The organism is Burkholderia territorii, assembly GCF_001718335.1.
Classification (GTDB): Bacteria; Pseudomonadota; Gammaproteobacteria; order Burkholderiales; family Burkholderiaceae; genus Burkholderia; species Burkholderia territorii.
This window is the reverse complement of record NZ_CP013365.1, coordinates 836958-857740: the sequence shown is the minus strand read 5'-3', so window position 1 is coordinate 857740 and position 20783 is coordinate 836958. Positions and strand designations below refer to the sequence as shown.

General features: G+C 67.1%; 13 protein-coding genes. 9 read left to right on the top strand and 4 right to left on the bottom strand.

Annotation, left to right across the window (positions count from 1 at the left end):
- Positions 1–192: 192 nt before the first annotated feature.
- The 4 genes from WS51_RS03885 to WS51_RS03870 all read right to left on the bottom strand — a co-directional run bounded on the left by WS51_RS03885 (position 193) and on the right by WS51_RS03870 (position 7155).
- Positions 193–3657 carry a transglutaminase family protein gene (locus WS51_RS03885; protein ID WP_069228626.1) on the bottom strand — a complete coding sequence of 1155 codons (3465 nt, stop codon included), beginning with the start codon at positions 3655–3657 and terminating at the stop codon, positions 193–195.
- Between the two features lie 93 nt (positions 3658–3750).
- Complete coding sequence (locus tag WS51_RS03880) at positions 3751–4725, bottom strand: transglutaminase family protein (protein ID WP_059450608.1); 975 nt, start codon at positions 4723–4725, stop codon at positions 3751–3753.
- Positions 4726–4733: 8 nt separating this feature from the next.
- Positions 4734–5675 (bottom strand): alpha-E domain-containing protein, encoded by a 942-nt coding sequence (locus WS51_RS03875; RefSeq protein WP_059450609.1) that lies wholly within the window; start codon positions 5673–5675, stop codon positions 4734–4736.
- A 64-nt stretch (positions 5676–5739) separates the two neighbouring features.
- A complete protein-coding gene (locus WS51_RS03870) occupies positions 5740–7155 on the bottom strand; it encodes a circularly permuted type 2 ATP-grasp protein (RefSeq protein WP_059450610.1) in 1416 nt (471 codons plus the stop codon).
- 701 nt (positions 7156–7856) lie between these two features.
- Between WS51_RS03870 and WS51_RS03865 the strand changes: the two genes are divergently transcribed.
- The 9 genes from WS51_RS03865 to WS51_RS03825 all read left to right on the top strand — a co-directional run bounded on the left by WS51_RS03865 (position 7857) and on the right by WS51_RS03825 (position 20739).
- The gene (locus WS51_RS03865; RefSeq protein WP_059540852.1) at positions 7857–8852 is read left to right on the top strand and encodes a LysR substrate-binding domain-containing protein; all 996 of its coding nucleotides are present in this window, start codon (positions 7857–7859) and stop codon (positions 8850–8852) included.
- Positions 8853–9499: 647 nt separating this feature from the next.
- Positions 9500–9925, top strand: coding sequence for a hypothetical protein (locus tag WS51_RS03860; protein ID WP_059869482.1), 426 nt, complete (start codon positions 9500–9502; stop codon positions 9923–9925).
- Between the two features lie 74 nt (positions 9926–9999).
- Positions 10000–10758, top strand: coding sequence for a hypothetical protein (locus tag WS51_RS03855; protein ID WP_069228625.1), 759 nt, complete (start codon positions 10000–10002; stop codon positions 10756–10758).
- A gap of 104 nt (positions 10759–10862) precedes the next feature.
- Positions 10863–13655 carry a poly-beta-1,6 N-acetyl-D-glucosamine export porin PgaA gene (gene pgaA, locus WS51_RS03850; protein ID WP_069228624.1) on the top strand — a complete coding sequence of 931 codons (2793 nt, stop codon included), beginning with the start codon at positions 10863–10865 and terminating at the stop codon, positions 13653–13655.
- Between the two features lie 15 nt (positions 13656–13670).
- The gene (pgaB, locus tag WS51_RS03845) at positions 13671–15764 is read left to right on the top strand and encodes a poly-beta-1,6-N-acetyl-D-glucosamine N-deacetylase PgaB (RefSeq protein WP_059507230.1); all 2094 of its coding nucleotides are present in this window, start codon (positions 13671–13673) and stop codon (positions 15762–15764) included.
- Positions 15761–17032 carry a poly-beta-1,6-N-acetyl-D-glucosamine synthase gene (gene pgaC, locus WS51_RS03840; protein ID WP_059450616.1) on the top strand — a complete coding sequence of 424 codons (1272 nt, stop codon included), beginning with the start codon at positions 15761–15763 and terminating at the stop codon, positions 17030–17032. The genes pgaB and pgaC overlap by 4 nt, the downstream gene beginning before the upstream one ends.
- Positions 17010–17498: a hypothetical protein gene (locus WS51_RS03835; protein ID WP_059450617.1), complete on the top strand. Its 489-nt coding sequence runs from the start codon at positions 17010–17012 to the stop codon at positions 17496–17498. Before pgaC ends, WS51_RS03835 begins: the two co-directional genes overlap by 23 nt.
- Before the next feature lie 119 nt (positions 17499–17617).
- On the top strand, positions 17618–19441 hold the full coding sequence (glmS, locus tag WS51_RS03830) for a glutamine--fructose-6-phosphate transaminase (isomerizing) (RefSeq protein ID WP_059540843.1): 1824 nt from the start codon (positions 17618–17620) through the stop codon (positions 19439–19441).
- Entirely contained in the window at positions 19441–20739 is a 1299-nt protein-coding gene (locus tag WS51_RS03825) for a hypothetical protein (RefSeq protein WP_069229111.1), read from the top strand. Before glmS ends, WS51_RS03825 begins: the two co-directional genes overlap by 1 nt.
- Positions 20740–20783: the final 44 nt, after the last annotated feature.

Below are 20783 nucleotides of genomic sequence, written 5' to 3'. Positions count from 1 at the left end.
GCGGCACGGTCGGTATCGTTCCGTCGTCAGGAAGCGGACGCGCCCGCGCGCCGCCGCACCGGCGGCCCGGCACGGCGGACGCGACGGGCGGCCGCGTTCTGTCCGCATCCTAGCACTGCGGCGTCGCCGCCATCGGCCGGCGGGCCGGGAGGTCGCGAACCGCGCATCGTCGTCCGTCCTTTCATCGGGGAATCACGGCCGTCGCAGGTCGAGCGTGAACGGGAATTCGCGGCTCGGCGCGGCAGCCGCGACGTCCATCCGACCCGGCGTGTGCCCCATCGCGACGAAGCGCGCGAGCCGGCGGCTCTCGGCCTCGTATGCGTTGATCGGGAACGTCGCGTAGTTGCGCCCGCCCGGATGCGCGACGTGATACCGACAGCCGCCGAGCGAGCGTTGCAGCCACGTATCGACGATGTCGAACGTGAGCGGCGCATGCACGCCGATGGTCGGGTGCAGCGCCGACGGCGGCGCCCATGCCTTGTAGCGCACGCCGGCGACGTATTCGCCGACGGTGCCGGTCGGCTGCAGCGGCAGCGCGCGGCCGTTGACGGTCACCACGTGCCGGTTGTCGTTCAGGCCGGTCACGCGCACTTCGAGCCGCTCGACCGACGAATCGACGTAGCGCACCGTGCCGCCGATCGCGCCCTCCTCACCCATCACGTGCCACGGCTCCAGCGCGCCGCGCAGCGACAGTTGCATCCCGTTCACCGCGATCTGGCCGAACAGCGGGAAGCGGAATTCGAAATGCGGCGCGAACCAGGCCGCATCGAACGCGAACCCGGCGTCGCGCAGCTCGGCCAGCACGTCGTCGAAATCCATCTTCAGGAACGCGGGCAGCATGAAGCGATCGTGCAGCGCGGTGCCCCAGCGCGTGAGCGGCGTCGTGTACGGCGCGGCCCAGAAGCGCGCGACCAGCGCGCGCAGCAACAGTTGCTGCACGATGCTCATCCGCGCATGCGGCGGCATCTCGAACGCGCGCAGCTCGAGCAGGCCGAGCCTTCCGGTCGGGGAATCGGGCGAGTACAGCTTGTCGATGCAGAACTCGCTGCGGTGCGTGTTGCCGGTCACGTCGATCAGCAGGTTGCGCAGCACGCGGTCGACGAGCCACGGCGGCATGTCCTGCCCGTACAGCAGCTTGTTGCGCTGGATTTCCGCGAATGCGATGTCGAGCTCGTAGACCTGGTCGTTGCGTGCCTCGTCGACGCGCGGCGCCTGACTCGTCGGACCGATGAACAATCCCGAGAACAGGTAGGACAGCGACGGATGGTTGTGCCAGTAAGCGATCAGGCTCGCGAGCAGGTCCGGTCGGCGCAGGAACGGGCTGTCGGCCGGCGTCGCGCCGCCGAGCACGAAGTGGTTGCCGCCGCCCGTGCCGACGTGCCGGCCGTCGACCATGAACTTCTCGCTGGACAGGCGCGTCTGCCACGCGGCGTCGTACAGGAATTCGGTCTGGCCGACGAGTTCGTCGAAGCTGCGCGCCGGATGGATGTTGACCTCGATCACGCCGGGATCGGGCGTGACTTGCAACACCTTGAGCCGTGCATCGCGCGGCGGCGGATAGCCTTCGAGCACGAGTTTCACGCCGAGCGCGTGCGCGGTCAGCTCGATCGCGGCGAGCAGGTCGAGATAGTCCTCGAGCGCGGCCAGCGGCGGCATGAACAGGTACAGGATGCCGTTGCGCACTTCGGCGCACAGCGCGGTACGCGTGATCCATGCGGCCGATTCGAAGCGCTCGGGGCGGCGCTGCGCGTCCGGCGTGCCGTGCGCGTGCCGTCCGCCGGCGGCCGTGCCGTCGCTGCGCCACTGCATGACCGTTTGCACGGGGGCTTCGCGATGCGCGCCGGCCAGGTAGCGCGGCGCGTCGGCAGTGCCCGCATGACGCGCGCGGAACGCGGCCGCGTCCGGCAGCGCGTCGCGCGGCGCGAACGGGTCGCGTTCGATCAGGTACGGATAGTCGGCACCGGCGACCCACGGCAGCGAATCGAGCGGCAGCCGATAGCCCATCGGCGAATCGCCGGGCACGAGGTACATCCGCTCGTCGCGGAAGAACCACGGGCCCGTCTGCCAGCGCGGGCCGTCGAGGCCCGACCGATCGCGGCCCGACCGATCGCGGCCCGACCGATCGCGGCCCGACACGTCGTCCGCGCGCTTGATCGGCAGCACGTAGCCGACCACGCTGTCGAGCTGCTGGTCGAACACCTTGCGCAGCCGCGCGCGTTCGAGTTCGTCGTCGAGCCGCGAATCGAACGGATCGACGTTGACGGGCAGCCGGCGCTCGCGCCACAGGTAGTACCAGACATCCTCGTAGCCGGGCCGCACGAATTCGTCGGTCAGTCCGAGCCGCGCGGCCAGCGCGTCGATGAAACGCTTCGCGTCGTCGGTCGTGTATGCGGACGGCTCGCGCTCGTCGGCGAACAGCGACGGATCGTGCCATACGGGCTGGCCGTCGGCGCGCCAGAAGATCGACAGCGCCCAGCGCGGCAACTGCTCGCCGGGGTACCACTTGCCCTGCCCGAAATGCAGGAAGCCGCCTTCGCCGTATTCGGCGCGCAGCCGCTGCACGAGCTCGGTCGCGTAACCGCGCTTGGTCGGGCCGAGCGCATCCGTGTTCCATTCGGCGCCGTCGCGATCGTCGATCGACACGAAGGTCGGCTCGCCGCCTTGCGTCAGCCGCACATCGCCGGCATTCAGCGCGCCGTCGACGCGTGCGCCGAGCGCCAGCACGCCCTCCCATTGCTGTTCCGTATAAGGCTTCGTCACGCGCGGCGATTCGTACACGCGCGTCACCGTCATCTCGTGCTCGAACGCGACTTCGCATTCGTCGATCAGCCCTTCGACCGGCGCCGCGCTCGTCGGCTGCGGCGTGCACGCGAGCGGGATGTGCCCTTCGCCGGCGAGCAGGCCCGAGGTCGGATCGAAGCCGATCCAGCCGGCGCCCGGCAGATAGACTTCGCACCATGCATGCAGGTCGGTGAAGTCGACGGACGTGCCGCTCGGGCCGTCGAGCGCCTTCACGTCGGGCGTGAGCTGGATCAGGTAGCCGGACACGAAACGCGCTGCGATGCCGAGATGCCGGCACAGCTGCACGAGCAGCCATGCGCTGTCGCGGCACGATCCGGACGCGAGCTCGAGCGTCTGCTCGGGCGTCTGCACGCCCGGCTCCATCCGCACCAGATAGCCGATGTCGTGCTGCAACTGCTGGTTCAGCGCGACGAGGAAGTTCACGGTGCCGGCCGGCGTGCGGTCGACGCCGTCGAGGTACGCGCGGAACAGCGGCGCGGCGCTCGTCTGCGGATCGCATGCGAGGTACGGCGCGAGTTCGGTCTTCAGCGCATCGTCATAGTCGAACGGATATTGCTCGGCGCTCGCTTCCAGAAAGAAGTCGAACGGGTTGTACACCGACATCTCGGCAACGAGGTCGATCGTGATCTCGAAGTGTTCGGTGCGTTCCGGAAATACGAGCCGCGCGAGATAGTTCGAGAACGGATCCTGCTGCCAGTTGATGAAGTGCTGCGCGGGCTCGACCGTCATCGAATACGCGACGATCGGCGTCCGGCAGTGCGGCGCGGGCCGCAGCCGCACGATCTGCGGACCGAGGTTGACGGGCCGGTCGTAGCGGTAGCGGGTGGTGTGATGCAGCGCGACGTGGATGGGCATGGGAGAGCCGCTCGGTTCGGGTTGGGCCGGCCGCGCGCGCCGCGTCGCCGTCGCTGCGGCGGCACGGCACGGCGGATTCGGCGAAGGAGTGCGTCAGACGAGTTCCGGCGACTGCACGACACTGATCTCGACGCCGACGGTGCTCGCGCCGAGTCCCGTCACCGGTTGCGCGTCGCGAGCGTCGAGGCCGACCGCGATACGCACGTAGCGCTCGTCCGGGCAGCGGTTCATGAACGGATCGAAGCCGACCCAGCCGAGCCCTTCGACGTAGGCCTCCGCCCACGCATGACCGGCAGGCTGCTGCATCAGCGCGGCCGCCTGCGGTTGCCCGCCGAGCGCCGCCTGCGGCAATCCCTGCGACTGCGCGGCGTGCGATGCGCCGAGCATCTGCTGCATGCCGTCGCCCGTCTGCAGCGCGAGCGCCTCCTCTTCCTCGTCGCCGGCGGCGCTCTGTTTCGCGTCGGCGATGCGTTGCATCGCGCTGTCGGCAAGAACGTAGCCGGAGATGTAGCGCGCGGGCACCTTCAGCGCGCGCGCGGCCGCGATGAACGCATGCGCGTGATCGCGGCTGGTGCCCTCGCCGCTTTGCAGCGCGGTTTCGGCATCGACCGGCGCATCGGCCAAGTTCGGCGCGTATGCGATGCGGCCGTGCACTTCCGTCATCAGCCAGTGCAGCGCGTCGAGGCTGCGCGGCTCGATCGGCAGTGCCTGCGTGAGCGCGCGCACGGTGTCGCCGGCCTTCGTGAATGCGGTCTCGCGCTCGAAGATCCACGGCGGCGCATAACCCTCGGGATTGCCGAGAATGCCGGCGCGGTCCTGCGTCTCGACGACGCCGGCCGCGATCACGACGATCTCGTTCTTCGCGCCGCGGTCGTGCCGCACGAGGTCGATGCGGTTGCCGAGCCCGTCCGTGTAGGACAGCGCCGGCTCGACGCCGTCGATCGTGACCTGCCACGCGCGCACCGTCTGCCCCGGCCCCGATTGCGGGCGCAGCCGCAGCCGTTGCAGCGCATGGGTCGCTTGATCGTCGAACTGATAACGCGAGATGTGTCGGATGGCGAGTCGCATGGCAAGCCTCAATCGAAGTTGTACGCCTGGGCGATGTCGATCCCGAGGCTGTTGTTGCGGCCGATGAAGTCGGTCAGGAACTCGTGCAGGCCGCTCTTGAAGATCCGCTCGACCGATGTGTCGGACAACATCTGCAGAATCTTCGTGGCCGTGTCGTGACACGGGTGTGTCACGCCGTAATCCTTCGCGAGCAGATTCAGGCTCGACACGACGCGCCCATAGCAATAGCGCAGCGAACGCGGCATGCGGCCGTTCAGGATCAGGTAGTCGGCGATGTTCATCGGCTTGTACTGCACGTCGTACACCCAGCGATACGAACGGTGCGCGGCCACGCAGCGCAGGATCGTCTCCCACTGGTAGTTGTCGAGGATCGTGCCGACGTGCGACACCGACGGCAGCAGCAGGTGGTATTTCACGTCGAGGATCCGCGCGGTGTTGTCGGCCCGCTCGACGAACGCGCCGATCTGCGCGAAATCGAAGATCTCGTTGCGCAGCATCGTGCTGTAGAAGCTGCCGAGAATGAGCGCGGTTTCGCGCTTCACGCCGTCGAGCACTGCCGGCAGCCCGCTCTCCGGCACCGGCTGCGCGAGCGCCTGGCGCAGCGCGAGCCACGCGCCGTTCACGCTCTCCCACGCCTCGCGGGTGAGCGCCGTGCGCACCATCCGCGCGTTCGAACGCGCAGCCTCGATGCACGACAGCACGCTCGACGGGTTGTCGCGGTCGCGCAGCAGGTAATCGGTCACGGTATCGGCGGCATATGCATCGTATTTCTGACGATAGCCGTCGTCCGCGCCCGAACTGACCAGCACCGACGACCATTCGGCCGGCGCGTCGGACGTGCGCGTGAGCGCCATCCGCAGCCCGGCATCGACGATGCGCGCGATGTTCTCCGCGCGCTCGATATAGCGGTACATCCAGTAGAGACCGCTCGCAGTTCGTCCCAGAAGCATCTCGTGTCCACTCCGTCTTCATTCGGTTCGCGCGCCGGCTGCGGCGCGCGCGGTCGTGCCCGGCTCAGTCGGCCAGCACCCAGGTGTCCTTGGTGCCGCCGCCCTGGCTCGAGTTGACGACGAGCGATCCCTCCTGCAGCGCGACGCGCGTGAGCCCGCCCGGCGTGATGCGGATCCGGTCCGACACCAGCACGAACGGCCGCAGGTCGACGTGGCGCGGCGCGAGGCCGGCTTCGGTCAGGATCGGCGTCGTGGACAACGCCAGCGTGGGTTGCGCGATGTAGTTGGCAGGCCGCGCGCGCAGCTTCGCGGCGAACGCCTCGAGTTCGGCCTTCGATGCGCACGGGCCGACCAGCATCCCGTAGCCGCCCGAGCCGTGCACTTCCTTCACGACCAGTTCGTCGAGATGGTCGAGCACGTACTTCAGGCTGTCGGCCTCGCCGCAGCGCCAGGTCGGCACGTTCTCCAGCAGCGCCTTGCGGCCCGTGTAGAACTCGACGATCTCCGGCATGTACGAGTAGATCGCCTTGTCGTCGGCGATGCCGGTGCCGGGCGCGTTCGCGATCGTGATGTTGCCGGCGCGGTAGACGTCCATGATCCCGGCGACGCCGAGCACCGAATCGGGGCGGAACGTGAGCGGATCGAGGAACGCGTCGTCGACGCGGCGGTACAGCACGTCGATCGGCCGGAAGCCTTCGGTGGTGCGCATCGCGACGCGGCCGTCGACCACCTGCAGGTCGCTGCCCTCCACGAGATGCACGCCCATCTGGTCGGCAAGGAACGAATGTTCGTAGTACGCCGAATTGTGGATGCCGGGCGTAAGCACGGCGATGGTCGGGTTGTCGGCGTTGCCGCCCGGCGGGCACACGGCCGCGAGCGACTGCCGCAGCATCTGCGGATAGGTCTCGACCGGGCGCACCTTGACCTGCTGGAACAGCTCGGGGAAGAGCTGCATCATCGTCTCGCGGTTTTCCAGCATGTACGACACGCCCGACGGCGTGCGCGCGTTGTCCTCCAGCACGTAGAACTCGTTCTCGCCGGTGCGCACGATGTCGACGCCGATGATGTGCGTGTAAACGTTCCCGGGCGGGCGGAAATCGATCATCTCCGGGATGAACGCCTCGTTGTGCGCGATCAGGTGCTTCGGCACGATGCCGGCCCGCACGATCTCCTGGCGGTGATAGATGTCGTCGAGGAACGCGTTGAGCGCCATCACGCGCTGCTCGATGCCGAGCGACAGCCGGCTCCATTCCGCACCCGAGATGATCCTCGGCACGATGTCGAACGGAATCAGCCGCTCGGCGGCCTGCGCGTCGCCGTACACGGCGAACGTGATGCCCGTCCTGCGGAACACGCCTTCCGCATCGTGGGCCTTCTGGGCGAGGCTCGCAGGGTTCTGCGTGTCGAGCCATTGCTTGAGGCGCGCGTAAGGCGCCCTCACCATGTCGCCGGATTGCAGCATTTCATCGAATGGCTTCATCGATCTCTTCTCCGTCGATCGTTTTCCCCGGCATTGCGCATGCCGGACCGGCGTATTCGCTATCTTGCAAGGAACGTGCCTTGCGATATCCCCTCAGGTCCTCCCTTGTGTCGCGCGCGCCCCGCACACCGCTGCGGCACGCCGCACCACCATGGTGCAGCGCGCGACGCAGCACGCGCCAGACGCGTGCGATGACGCTCCCGCCGCTCCTGCGGCACCGTGCCTGCCAGCATGGTTCCCCTGCGTGTCACGATTGTGCAATCTGCACTGCACCAATCCTTTCCCTGACGGCGCGCTTGCCCATGCTCGCGTTGCCGCATCGCAGCGAACCGGCGACACGGCATCGGCGACCCGTCGCGACAGCCCCGCCTGCACCGCGGCGGGGAGTGCGCCACATCCTTCGGTTGCCTGTGCGGAACAGCGGAAAGGCGGGCCGGCGCACGCGGTGCGCGGCCGGCCCTTGGGGGAAGTACCGTCTGCGGCAGGTCGGGCAATTCGACGCGGTGAACCAACCGGTTAGCCGGGTCCGGCACCTCAAACGTATGCAGCCGTAATGCCGCCGACAACGCCCATGCATATTTCGACTGACACCGATCGAAAAAAAACATCGGCCCGCATGCGCAAGGCGCGGTACGCTACAAAACCGGTTCAGTGAAACGGCGCCGCCCTTCCGGCGCCGACTATAAAAAGCGAAGATCGAAATGGAAGCAAAGTGGCTGGAAGATTTCCTGAGCCTTGCGGATACCAAGAGCTTTTCCCGCGCCGCACGTCATCGGCACCTCACGCAGTCGGCATTCAGCAGACGAATCGCCTCACTCGAAACATGGATGGACGCGAAGCTGGTCGATCGCAGCATCAACCCGATCGCGCTGACGCCGGCCGGGCAGATGTTCCGCGGGCTGGCCGCCGACATCCTGCGAAGCATGTATGCGGCGCGCAACCTCGTGAACGGATACGACCAGTTCGCGGCAAGCGACCAGGTCGTGCGCTTCGCCGTCGCGCATACGCTCGTGTTCACGCTGTTTCCCGAATGGCTCAAGCAGTTGAACGGCGAAGTCGGCCACGTGACCGCGCGCGTCAATGCGGTGAACGTGCCCGAAGGCGTGCAGCAGCTCGTCGAAGGTGAATGCGACCTGTTGCTCGGCTATCACCATCCGCAACTGCCGATCGTGCTGGACCCGAACCATTTCCCGTTCATCACGCTCGGCGTCGAGCGGATCCTGCCGGTGTCGACGCCGGATGCGCGCGGCAAGCCGGTGTTCGAACTGCCCGGCACGCCGGACGCACCGCTGCCGCTCCTCGCGTATTCGTCGGGCGCGTTCCTCGGGAACGTCGTCGAGATGCTGCTGCTCAACGCGTCCGAATCGTATGCGCTGCACCGCTGCTTCGAGACGCACATGTCCGAGGCACTGAAGGGAATGGTCGTGGCCGGGCACGGGATCGGCTGGCTGCCCGAAAGCTGCGTGGCGAAGGAACTCGCGGACGGTTCGCTCGTTCGCGCGGGCTCGGCGGACTGGATCACCGAGCTCGAGATTCGCCTGTACCGGTCCGCGCGCAAACGCGGGCTGGCAGCCGAACAGTTGTGGACCTACATCATGAATCGGCCGCGCGTCGCGGCCGACGCCGCCCGCACGACCGGGCAGTCGACCGAGCCTGTCGTGCGCGTCGCGCGCCGCAGCGTCGGCGGCAGCCGGTAACGCTTCTCACCGTCCGTCATCGCCCGACTCGACTGAACGCCGCGCGGATTGCATTTCGCGCGGCGTTCGGTTATTACGCCCGCCGTCGCGAAGCATTTTCCGATCCTGCTTCCACTTCAATATACGTTCCGCACACCCGATCAATTCCATAAATCGCCAAACGTTTGCGAATCCGGGCAAATCGCCGATTCAGATGACGGAAATAACCTGTTACACAACACATCAAAAGTTTCGATTTTCATGTAACGACATTCTCGCCGAAAAAGGTCATGTCGGCGTCATGGACTTATCTCATCTGTGCTCCAGGATTCATCAAGACGTCTCGATGACAGAGGCAACTCTTCCTTTTATCAGTCGTTATTTTTCGGCACAAACTTCGGTACCACTTATGTCCGAAATTTGCGAACTGGTCATCGCTACCGGTGAGCAAATTTCATGTTCGGCAATATCGACTTTGTTCAGTGTTGAGCCATTTCGTCGAATTAGTCCCAATCCTATTTAAATAAGACATTTAAAACGTGTTCCGTTCGGGCCACACGCGATTGTTTGTTCAAAACCCATCGTGTATCAATAGCATGTCTTGAAAAGAACGCCGTAATTTCAGATCGGAATAAATGTGCTGCCAGCGATTTCGGATGGAGGTTGGAATGTCTTCGTCGTTCGAACAGCATGCTCGCCCGCTCCTCGGCATCGTCGTATCCATGCTCTGCATCCATGCCGTGGCCCAGACCCAGGTCCCGACACCGCCCTCGTCCGACGCCGATGCCGGCCGATACGTGATTTCGTATATCTGCGGCGACGCGCGAATCGACGGCACGGCACCGCTTCCGCCGGATGGCCGTCCGTACAACCTCGGCGTGTCGTTCGTATCGGGCTCGAACGGGCAGCCGCTGTCGAACGTGCAGGTGCGGCTGCGGCGGCACGGCCGCGTGCTCGTCGAATTCAAGGCGACGGGGTCGCGCTGTCTGTTCAGCGTGCCCGATGCAAGTTACCGGGTCGAGGGAACCTATCAGGGCTCCACCCAGTTCGCGGTCGTCGAAACAGGTGCGCTCACGACGCAGTTGCGCTGGTGAACGCGGCCCGATCCGCGTGGCGATGGCACGCACTCGCGGCGTGCACACGCAACCCATCGATCGAGGAGGATTGAATGACTCGTGCAGAACGACCGGACGGCTCGCCCGTCCGTCAGCCGAAGCCCGCGTGGGGCCCCGGAAAGAATGCGGCACTCAGCATCATTGCGTTTGCCGCGATCTTCGGCGGCTTCGCCTACGTCGAGCGGGACGCGAGAGTCGGTCATGCAACCGTGACGCACGATATCGCCGACATGATCGGCACAGCCGTCGGCAAGTATCGCAACGCCATCACGGCCGCGACGGCCGACACCTCCGGCGCGGCATCCAGCGTCGCCCCGGCCGAACCGGTGACGCCTTCCGTGGTGGGCGCTCCGCCTGCGTCGGCAACGCCTGCGATGTCGGCCGCGGCAGAACCGAATGCGCCGCCCCGGACGACCGCCCGCCCCGCCACGCAACATCCGCGCCGTGCGCATGCGCCGTCCACGGCGCTCGCGGCCAATGCGCAGGCCGCATCGACGAGCAGCCGCGCCGCGCGCCCAGGCGACACGCACCGGACGTCCCGTTCGCAGACGCTGGCCCGCATGAAAAAACACACCGACCCCGCGCCGCGACGAGAACCGCAATCGTATATCGCCGACTCGGCGCACATGGAGGCCACCAGCGTCACGCGCGACGAACTGGAGGGCGCGCGCGCACTGGCGAAGGCGCGCTGGTGCGCACGGATCGACGAATGGAACTGCGTGGAGCAGAACGCGAGCCGCGCGCTCGCCATCGACCCGACGAACAGCGAATCGCGCGCGCTGCTTGGACAAGCGATCCGCAACCGCCTGTGAACCGGCCGGATGCCGTCGGGCCTCGCTGCACGGCGGCCCGACGACCGGCGACACGCATCGTCGGGCGTGCAACCGATGTGACCGTTTCAGAGTGAGGAGACATCGTGGCTAACAATCGTAGACAACAATGCACCACCGCCGCTCCGTCCAACCGACGGATCCTCCTGCATGCGCCATTGCTGTTGCTGCTCGTCGCGTCCGGCTCCTGTCTTGCCGCCGAAGGCGACGCGGACCCGCGCGGCGCAAGCGAAATTGCCGGGACGCGCGGCGCAGCGGACGCACCGCCGCCCGACATGCAGCCGACGGCGGCGTCACTCGATATTGCGCAGGACCGCAACGCGCTGCCCCCGCAAGCGCCGACGCCGATCGCGCAGGCGTCGGATGCGTCGATGCAGCTCGCGCAGCTGTCCGACCCGCAACCGCAGACGATGCCGACCACGGTCGTGGTGGATCCGAACGCCGCGCAACCGGCCGAACCGGCGCCGGACGCACAGGCGTCGAGCACGCCGCTCCGGATCGCCCAGGCGACCGATACCCCGCCGACGCCGAATGCCCCGGTGCAGCTTGCCGAGCCGCCCGACTCTGCGCCGACGAACACGCCGGCCCCGAGCGCGCAGCCGTCGGACGTACCGATCGGTATCGCGCAGGCCGCGAATCCGCAGCCACCCGACACACCGGCGCAAGCCGCCGCGGCAACGTCCGGCACACCGGCGACCGCTTCCGCAGCCGGCCCCGCGCATGCATCGGAGCCGCAGCGGCAACCAGCGCAACTCGCACAGGCCGCGCCCACCGCACCGCCGAACGCGCCGACGCAAACCGCGCAGGCATCCGGCACGCCGATGCCGGGCTCGCCCGCGCCCGTCACCCCGACCCAGAGCTCGCCACCCGCGCCGTCCGCGACGCCGAATTCGCAGACGCCCGGCGCGCAGCTACCGGGCGAGCCGACGCAACGATCGCAAGGCCCCGACGTCGAAGCGCCGAATGCCCAGGCGCCGAATCTGCGTACCGCCGACGTGCCGACCGTTCGCAACGACGTGTTCGGCCTCGCGGCGAGCGGCGGCGCGATCAAGGCGCTCGAAGAAGCGAAGGCACGGCCCGATGCGTTCTCCGCCGTCGACGTCGCGCAACTGGAAGAACTGTCGATCCGCCAGCAGGTGCGCGGCGGACGCGACAAGTCCCGCTCGATGACGAGTGCCGATCGCTTCGACGGCATCGATAGCGCACTGCGCGCAGCGGACGACCTCGACAAGCGGATGCCCGCGACGCCGGAATATTCGCCGGTCAGGACGGCGCTCGCGGGCGACCGCACGGTCGCGTATGCGGCGCGCGGCGACATGACGAAGGCCGTCACCACGTTCGAGACGATTCCGCCCGACGCGGAGATTTCGATCGACGCGCTGGCCGCCGTCGGGGACGCCTATCTGTACCTGAGCGAACCGGCGAAGGCGAACGTCGTATACCAGCGCGCGCTGAAGCAGGCGACCGCGGCGCCGACCGACCGCGCGACCCGCGGCTTCCAGTACGGCGCGCGCACGCGTGCGATCGAGCTGCGCGAAGGGCTGTTCTGGTCATACGTCGACCAGGGGCGCGCGGCGGAGGCGAAACAGGTGCTCGACGACATCGAGAAGTCGCTGCCGCCGGCCAAGGAGGTGCGCAACTACGGTCCGGAAGAAAGCGACTTTCTGCGCTACTACCGGCTGCGCGCGCAGTACCTGATCTACACGGGCCACGTCGACGAAGGGATCGCCGCGCTCGAGCAGCTCGAGCAACAGGTACCGTTCAACGCGGAGGTCCGTGCCGCGCACGCGGATGCGGTGTCGGGTCAGTCGCATCCGCGCCAGGCGATCGCGATGTATCGCGCGTCGCTGACCGACCACCCGGACAGCGTCGAAATGCTCGCCGGCCTCGGCCGCGCGGCGCTCGTGGCGGACGACTACGCGACCGCGAAGTACGTCGACCAGACCGTCGACAACGTATTCCCCGACAGCGGTGCCGTGCGCGGGTTCAAGCGCGACTACAAGGCATACCGCAGCCCGGTGTTCACGACCGACCTGAGTTACGAGCACGGCAACAGCGCGCTGGCCGACAACAGCTTCACGTCCGACAGCTATGTGTACTCGCAACCGTTCGGCGACAACTGGCGCGTCTTCTCGCACACGTTCTTCGGCTATGCGCAGACCGACTCCGGCAACATCAAGCGCACGCGCACGGGCGTCGGCGGCGACTACCGGCACGGGCCGCTCACCGTGCAGGCCGAGGTCACGCGCTCGTTCGGCTCCGACGGCCGCACCGGCGGGCGCGGGTCGATCGCGTATGCGCTGAACGACTACTGGACGGTCAGCGCCGGGCTCGACACCAACGACAACTCGCTGCCGTGGAAGGCGTATGCCGCGCACATCTGGGGACGCTCGGCGAACGTCTCGGTCGTGTATCGCCAGAACGACCGTCGCGAGGTCAAGCTGAGCTACGGCGTGAGCCGGTACAGCGACTCGAACCTGCATCAGGAAATCACGGCAACCGCCACGCAGCGCGTGTACACGTCCGCCAACCAGCTCGTCAACGTATCGCTGGATCTCGGCACCGACAGCAACACGCGTAACGACGCGCCCTACTTCAGCCCGGGCCGCGACTACGCGGCCGCGGCGACCGTCATGCACCAGCTGACGCTGTGGAAGAAGGGTGACATGTCGCTCCAGCAGCGCCTGTCGGCGTCGGGCGGCGTGTACAACGAGCGCGGCTTCGGCAGCAGCCCACTGTGGAGCGCGCGTCTCGAGCACGCATGGACGTTCAAGCACGACATCACGCTGAGCTATGGCATCGAAGTCAGCAGCCACGCGTATGACGGCCAGCGCGAGCGCTCGGAAACCGGCTTCCTGTCAGTCAATCTGCCGTTCTAGCAAGGAGTTCGCGTAATGCAATCCAGACGGACCTTCATGTGCGGATGTCTCGGCACGTTCGCCGCCTGTTCGCTGTTCCCGGGCGTGTCGAACGCCCGAATGATCGACCTGCTGCCGCCGTCCGATCCGGCCGACGGCAAGACGTTCCGCGTGATCTGCATGCACGACGTGCGCGACAACCTGATGGCGTCGTTTTCGTCGCCGACGGCGCTGGTCGATCCGTTCGCGGTCGATACCGGCACGCTGACCGCGATCTTCTCGTGGCTGCAGACCAACAACTACCACACCATCACGGTCAAGCAGATCGAGGAATCGCGGCACGGCGGCAGGCCATTGCCGCCGCGCGCGGTGCTGCTCACGTTCGACGACGGCTTTCGCAGCCACTACACGAAGGTGCTGCCGCTGCTCGAACGCTTCAAGTATCCGGCCGTCATGGGCATCGTCACCGCGTGGATCGACACACCGGCGGATACGCCGATCCGCATCAGCGACAAGGTCCAGGTGCCGCGCGACTACTTCCTGTCGTGGGACGAAGTGAAGAAACTCGGCCAGTCGGAATTCGTCGAGCTCGGCTGCCACACTCACAACCTCCATCATGGCGCGATCGCGAATCCGCAAGGCAACGAGTTGCCGGCGACGACGTCGCATCTGTACCTGCAAGATCAGAAACGCTATGAAACGGACGCGGAATTCCACGCCCGCGTGCATGACGACCTGCAGACCTGCGTGCGTCAGATTCGCGAGCACACCGGCCTCGTCGCACGCTCGATGGTGTGGCCGTACGGCGCGGAAAACCAGCCCGTGCGCCAGATCTCGACGTCGCTCGGCATGGATATCCAGTTCAGCCTCGATGCCGGCCCGAATACGCCGGACGTGCCGCTGGACCGGCTCAGGCGCATCCTGATGATGTACGACGTCGACATCGGCGGGTTCGAGCGCTCGATGCGCGAGCCGGCGTCCAACCGCGGCGACGTCGACGTGCCCGAGCGCATCGTGCAGGTCGATCTCGACCAGGTCTACGACCCGGATCCCGCGCGGCAGGAGGCGAATCTCGGCAAGCTGATCGAGCGCATCTACCGGATGCAGCCGAAATCGGTGTACCTGCAGGCGTATGCGGACCCGAAGGGCACGGGCGTGGCCGAGGCGGTGTATTTCCCGAACCGGCACCTGCCGATGCGCTCGGACCTGTTCTCGCGTGCCGCGTGGCAACTCAACACGCGCTCCAACGTGCAGGTGTACGCATGGATGCCGGTGCTCGCGTTCCGGCCCCCGGCCGACAAGCAGCGCGGGCTCGAAGCCGTCAGCGCATACGGCGGCGCGCCGCCCCGCGAGAACGGTTCGCGCGTGTTCCGGCTGAGCCCGTTCGATCCGGAAGCGCGGCTGATGATCCAGCAGATCTACGAGGATCTCAGCAAGCACGCGTCGTTCAGCGGCATCCTGTTCAGCGACGACGCCGTGCTCGACGACTACGAGGATGCGGGCCGGCATGCGCTGCGAACCTATTCCCAGTGGGGGCTGCCGGCCGATGTCGGCAAGATTCGCGAGAACCCCGACCTGATGAAGCGCTGGACGCGCCAGAAGTCGCGCTACCTGATCGACATGACGCGGCAGCTCGCGCAGATCGTGCTGGCCCACCAGAACATCGGCGACGTGCTGACCGCACGCAACATCTTCGCGATGCCGGTGCTCAAGCCCGAGTCGGAAGCGTGGTATGCGCAGAACTACGACGATTTCCTTGCCGCCTACGACTACGTCGCGCTGATGGCGATGCCGTACATGGAGCAGGCGAAAGACCCCGAAGGCTGGCTGGACCAGCTCGTGAAGGCGGTGCGCGCGAAACAGCGCGGGCTGCAGCGCACCGTGTTCGAACTGCAATCGTACGACTGGCACGCGCACAAGGACGTGCCGGCCCGCACGCTGCTCGCGCAGATGCGGCGGTTGCGCAGCGAGGGCGCGGTGAATTTCGGCTACTACCCGGACAACTTCCTGAACGGCCAGCCGGAGCTCGACGCGATGCGCGACGTGATGTCGCTGAAGTCGCGCCTCGATCCGACCTCGATCAACGCGCTGATGCAGATGCAGCATGCGCAGGGGACCAAGACGCCATGACCAGCCACAGCATCATCCAGCGCCTGCAGGATTTCGTCTTCTACTATCCGTTCTTCATGTCGTATCTGTGGATGATCGGCGGCGTCGTTCATTACTTCCTGCTGGAGGAAGGCCGCCGGCTGTCGACGCGCACGATCGCCGCGAGCGGAATCCCGAAGATCTCGATCGTCGTGCCGTGCTTCAACGAGGCGGCGAACGCGCGCAGCGTGATCCGCCACCTGGACGCGATGGACTACCCGAATTACGACATCATCGCGGTCAACGACGGCAGCAAGGACAACACTGGCGACATCCTCAACGAGCTGGCCGTCGAGATCCCGCGGCTGCTGGTGATCCATCACGCGCGCAACGAAGGCAAGGCGGTCGGGCTCACCACCGCGGCGGCCGTGTCGAACGCGGAGTACCTGCTCTGCATCGACGGCGACGCGCTGCTCGCGCACGACGCGATCGGCTGGATGCTCGAGCACTTCCTGACCGATCCGGGCGTCGGCGCGGTCACCGGCAACCCGCGCATCCGCACGCGCACGTCGTTGCTCGGGCGCATGCAGGTCGGCGAATTCTCGTCGATCGTCGGGCTCATCAAGCGCACGCAGCAGGTGTACGGCCGCATCTTCACGGTGTCGGGCGTGATCACGATGTTCCGCAAGACCGCGCTCGCCGATGTCGGCTACTGGAGCTCGGACATGCTGACCGAGGACATCGACATCAGCTGGAAGCTGCAGTGCCGCGACTGGCGCGTCGTGTACGAGCCGCACGCGCTCAGCTGGATCCTGATGCCCGAGACGCTGAAAGGGCTCTACCGGCAGCGGCTGCGTTGGGCGAAGGGCGGCATCCAGGTGCTGCTCAAGTACGCGGGCACGCTCGCGCGGCCGACGCAGATGATGATGTGGCCGCTGTTCGTCGAGTACCTGATCGGCATCGCATGGGCCTATTCGATGTCGTTCATCCTGCTGCTCGCGGTAATCGACGTCGTCTACCCGCTTCCGCCGAACTGGCATGTGTCCGTGGTGCCGCACTGGCACGGGATGCTGCTGGTCGCGACCTGCATCCTGCAGCTGATCATCGGCAGCATGATCGATCGTCGTTACGACGAAAAACTCCTGATGTACTTCCTTGACACCGTCTGGTACCCCGTCGCGTTCTGGTTGATCAGCATGATCACCACCGTCGTCGCCCTGCCCGCCGTCGTATTGCGGGGCCGCGGCAAGCGCGCCGTTTGGGTCAGTCCCGACCGAGGCATTCAACATGAAGAACGCGCCGATTATTGACCTCTCCCTGCGCGCTCCGCGCGAAATGATCGCGGAACGCGGCGGCATCGTCGGCCCCGTGCTGGTCGCGTGGTTCCGCCTCGTGCGGCCCGCGCTGGTCGGGGGCGTGTGGGCATCGATCTGCATCTACACGTACCGCTACCTGCTGCCATTCAACGAGGCCGAGATGCCGATCGAGCAGATCGTGTTCTACGTGACGAGCATCGCGCTGATCGCCGGCACGATCGTCACGTGGCTGATCGCGGGACGCGTCGTGCATCCGCTCGCGTACCGGTTGCGCGTGTCCAAGATGCTGCGGCGCTCGGCCAGCGTGAAGATGCGCTCGGTGCCGCCGAGCGCGCTCGCGGGCGCTCGCCGGCGCGGCGCGCGGCGCACGTCGCGCATTCTCGTCGCGTCGCACGACGCGAACGGCTCGATCTCGGGCATCGAGTGGATCGCGCATGCGGGACCGCAACCCCGCGAATAAGACTCCGGAGACGTGCCGCGCCGGGCGCGACGCATGCCGCGCGGCGCGACACCGCTCTCGAATTCGCGCCGCCGCGCGTCGTGCGCCGGCCGGCAATTTCCTGTAGACGAGGTGAAATCATGTGCGGAATCGTCGGAGCAAGCGGCCTGAGGAATCAGGTGCCACAACTGGTCAATGCACTGAGCCGGCTCGAGTATCGCGGCTACGACTCGTGCGGCATCGCCGTGCTGCGTGACGGCCACCTGCGCAGCGAACGCACGCTGCGGCGCGTGGCGGACCTGCAGGACCGCGTGCTGACACTCGGCCTCGAGGGGCAGACATGCATCGCGCACACGCGCTGGGCCACGCACGGCGCGCCGTCGGAAATGAACGCGCACCCCATCGTGTCGGGCGACACGATCGCGGTCGTGCACAACGGGATCATCGAAAACCACGATACGTTGCGTGCCGAGTTGCGCGAGCGCGGCTACACGTTCCGCGGCGAGACCGACACCGAGGTGATCGCGCACCTGATCCACAGCATGTATCGCGACGACCTGTTCGATGCCGTCACCCGCGCGGTCAAGCGGCTGCACGGCGCCTACGCGATCGCCGTGCTGAGCGCGCGCGAACCTCAGCGGCTCGTCGCCGCGCGCGCCGGCTCGCCGCTCGTGATCGGCATCGGCGCGGACCAGAACTACCTCGCGTCCGACTGCGCGGCGCTCGGCGACCTGACCGACCGCTTCGTCTACCTGGAAGACGGCGACGTCGCGCTGATCACGCCGGAACGGATCGACGTGGTCGATGCGATCGGCAGCGACGCGCAGCGTCCGCTGTGCCTGGTGAAGGCGCGCGACGACGACGCCGCACTCGGCCCGTATCAGCATTTCATGCAGAAGGAAATCTTCGAACAGCCGAAGGCGATCGCCGCCACGATCGACGGCATCGACGCGATCTCGCCCGCGCTGTTCGGCGGCACCGACACCGCGCGCGCGCTGCTGTCGAAGACCCGGAGCGTGCTGCTGCTGGGCTGCGGCACCAGCTACTACGCGGGCCTGACGGCGAAATACTGGCTCGAGGGCATCGCGGGCATTCCGGCGCAAGTCGAGATCGCGAGCGAATACCGCTACCGCGACACCGTGCCCGATCCCCGCACGCTGGTGGTCGGTATTTCGCAGTCCGGCGAAACCGCCGACACGATCGGCGCGATCGAGCGTGCGCGCGCGATGGGTCAGGACATGTCGATGGCAATCTGCAACGTGGCGACCAGCTCGATCGCGCGCAGCGCGCCGCTCAGCTTCCTGACACGTGCCGGCATCGAGCTCGGCGTCGCGTCGACCAAGGCGTTCACGACGCAGCTCGTCGCGCTGTTCGTGCTGACGTTGACGCTCGCGCAGCAACGCGGCCGGCTCGATGCGGCGCATGTCGCGATGCACCTGAAGAAATTGCACGAACTGCCGGAGCGCATCGGTCACGCACTTGCGCTCGAAACGCAGATCATGGGCTGGGCCGCGAAGTTCGCGCGCACCGAGAACGCGCTGTTCCTCGGCCGCGGCATTCATTACCCGATCGCGCTGGAAGGCGCGCTGAAGCTCAAGGAGGTCTCGTACATCCATGCGGAAGGCTACCCGGCCGGCGAACTGAAGCATGGCCCGCTCGCCCTCGTCACGAGCGCGATGCCTGTCGTCACGATCGCGCCGGACGATCGCCTGTTCCAGAAGCTGAAGTCCAACATGGCCGAGGTGCGCGCACGCGGCGGACGGCTGTACGTGCTCGCGGGCCATCATCTCGAGATCGACGCCGACCGCGACACGCACCTGATCCGCGTGCGCGAATCGGGGGACGCGCTGTCGCCGATCGTCAACGTGATTCCGTTGCAGCTGCTCGCGTATCACGTCGGCTGCGCGCGCGGCGCCGACGTCGACAAGCCGCGCAACCTCGCGAAATCGGTCACCGTCGAATGATGCATTGGCCGGTCGCGACGCGGACCGCCACGGTGCGCCCGCATGCGGGCGCACGCGCCGCCGCGTGGCGCGTCGCGGCGGTGCTCTGCGGCGCGTGCTGCGCGCTCGCCGCACCGCCGCGCGCGCGCGCCGGCACGCCGGTCGTGCACACCGTCACGGTGCAGGCGCCCGCCTCGCCGCAGGACAGCGGCGACCCGCGGCGCTTCATGCACGGAATCGGCGTGGCGGACGCCGGCGACGGCCGGCGCTGGGTGTTCTTCAGCAGTTCCGGCATCGTGCCGCGCGGCGCGCTGCGCAACGGCAACTGGCCGCACGACGTGTACGTCGGCGAATGGCAGCCGGGCAAGCCGCGCCTGCAGCACGTCCGGATGTTCATCGGCCGCCCGGAAGCGCAGGAGCCCGTATCGATCGCACAGAACCCGCACGGCGACATCTTCGTCACGTTCGAGGACGGCTGGGACACGCCGAACGTCGTCAGCCAGCGATACGGCCTCTATCGGCGCGACCTGAAGCCGATCAAACCCTACCCCAACGACGTGGAATCCGGCGGCCATTCCGGGCACGTCGCCGCGGTGGGCGAACGCTTCGTCGTGTTCTATTCCACCGACTGGATCGACGGCGGCGGCGTCGACAACCTCGGCACCGGCAACGGCGTCTACGTGAAGACGTACGACGCCGAAGGACACGTGCTCAATCACGTGCCGGTCGCGCCGCACCGCCGCGAATGGTGGCCCATGGTCGCCGGCTCGCCGCACCGCGCGCTGCTGGTCTGGCAGAAATACATCGAACACAGCACCGACGCGACGCTCGAATACGCAATGTTCGATCCGGTCACGGCGAAGCTCGACAAGCTCGGGCCGCTGAGCGACGCAATCCAGTACTACGTGTATTCGACCGCCTATGTACCGGCGGTCGACCGCTTCGTCGTCGTCACGACGACGTCGGACAATCGCGGCGTCGCGATGCTGATCGCCCCGGACGGCCGCCGTCTCGCGACGCTCGATTGCCTGCCGGCGTCGGTGCGGGAGTCCGGGATCGGGGTCGACGGCGCGCATGCGTACGTGCCGACGCGCGACGGGCGGCTTCTCACCTTGGCGCTGACGCCGACGGGCATGTCCGTGAGCGGCGTGCAGCGCTCGCCGATTCCGTGGGGATCGACCGGCATCGCCGCGTTCGCGGCACACGCCGGGACGATGCATTTCGTGTCGCTGACGCCGTCAGGCGCGCGCGAAGCCGATTTCGACACGGCAAGGGAATCGCCGTTATCGAAGGCGGACGCGCAGTGTTCCGGGCATTGACGGCACGGTGCGTGACGTAACCCAATACGCGGCGGGCGAGCGCA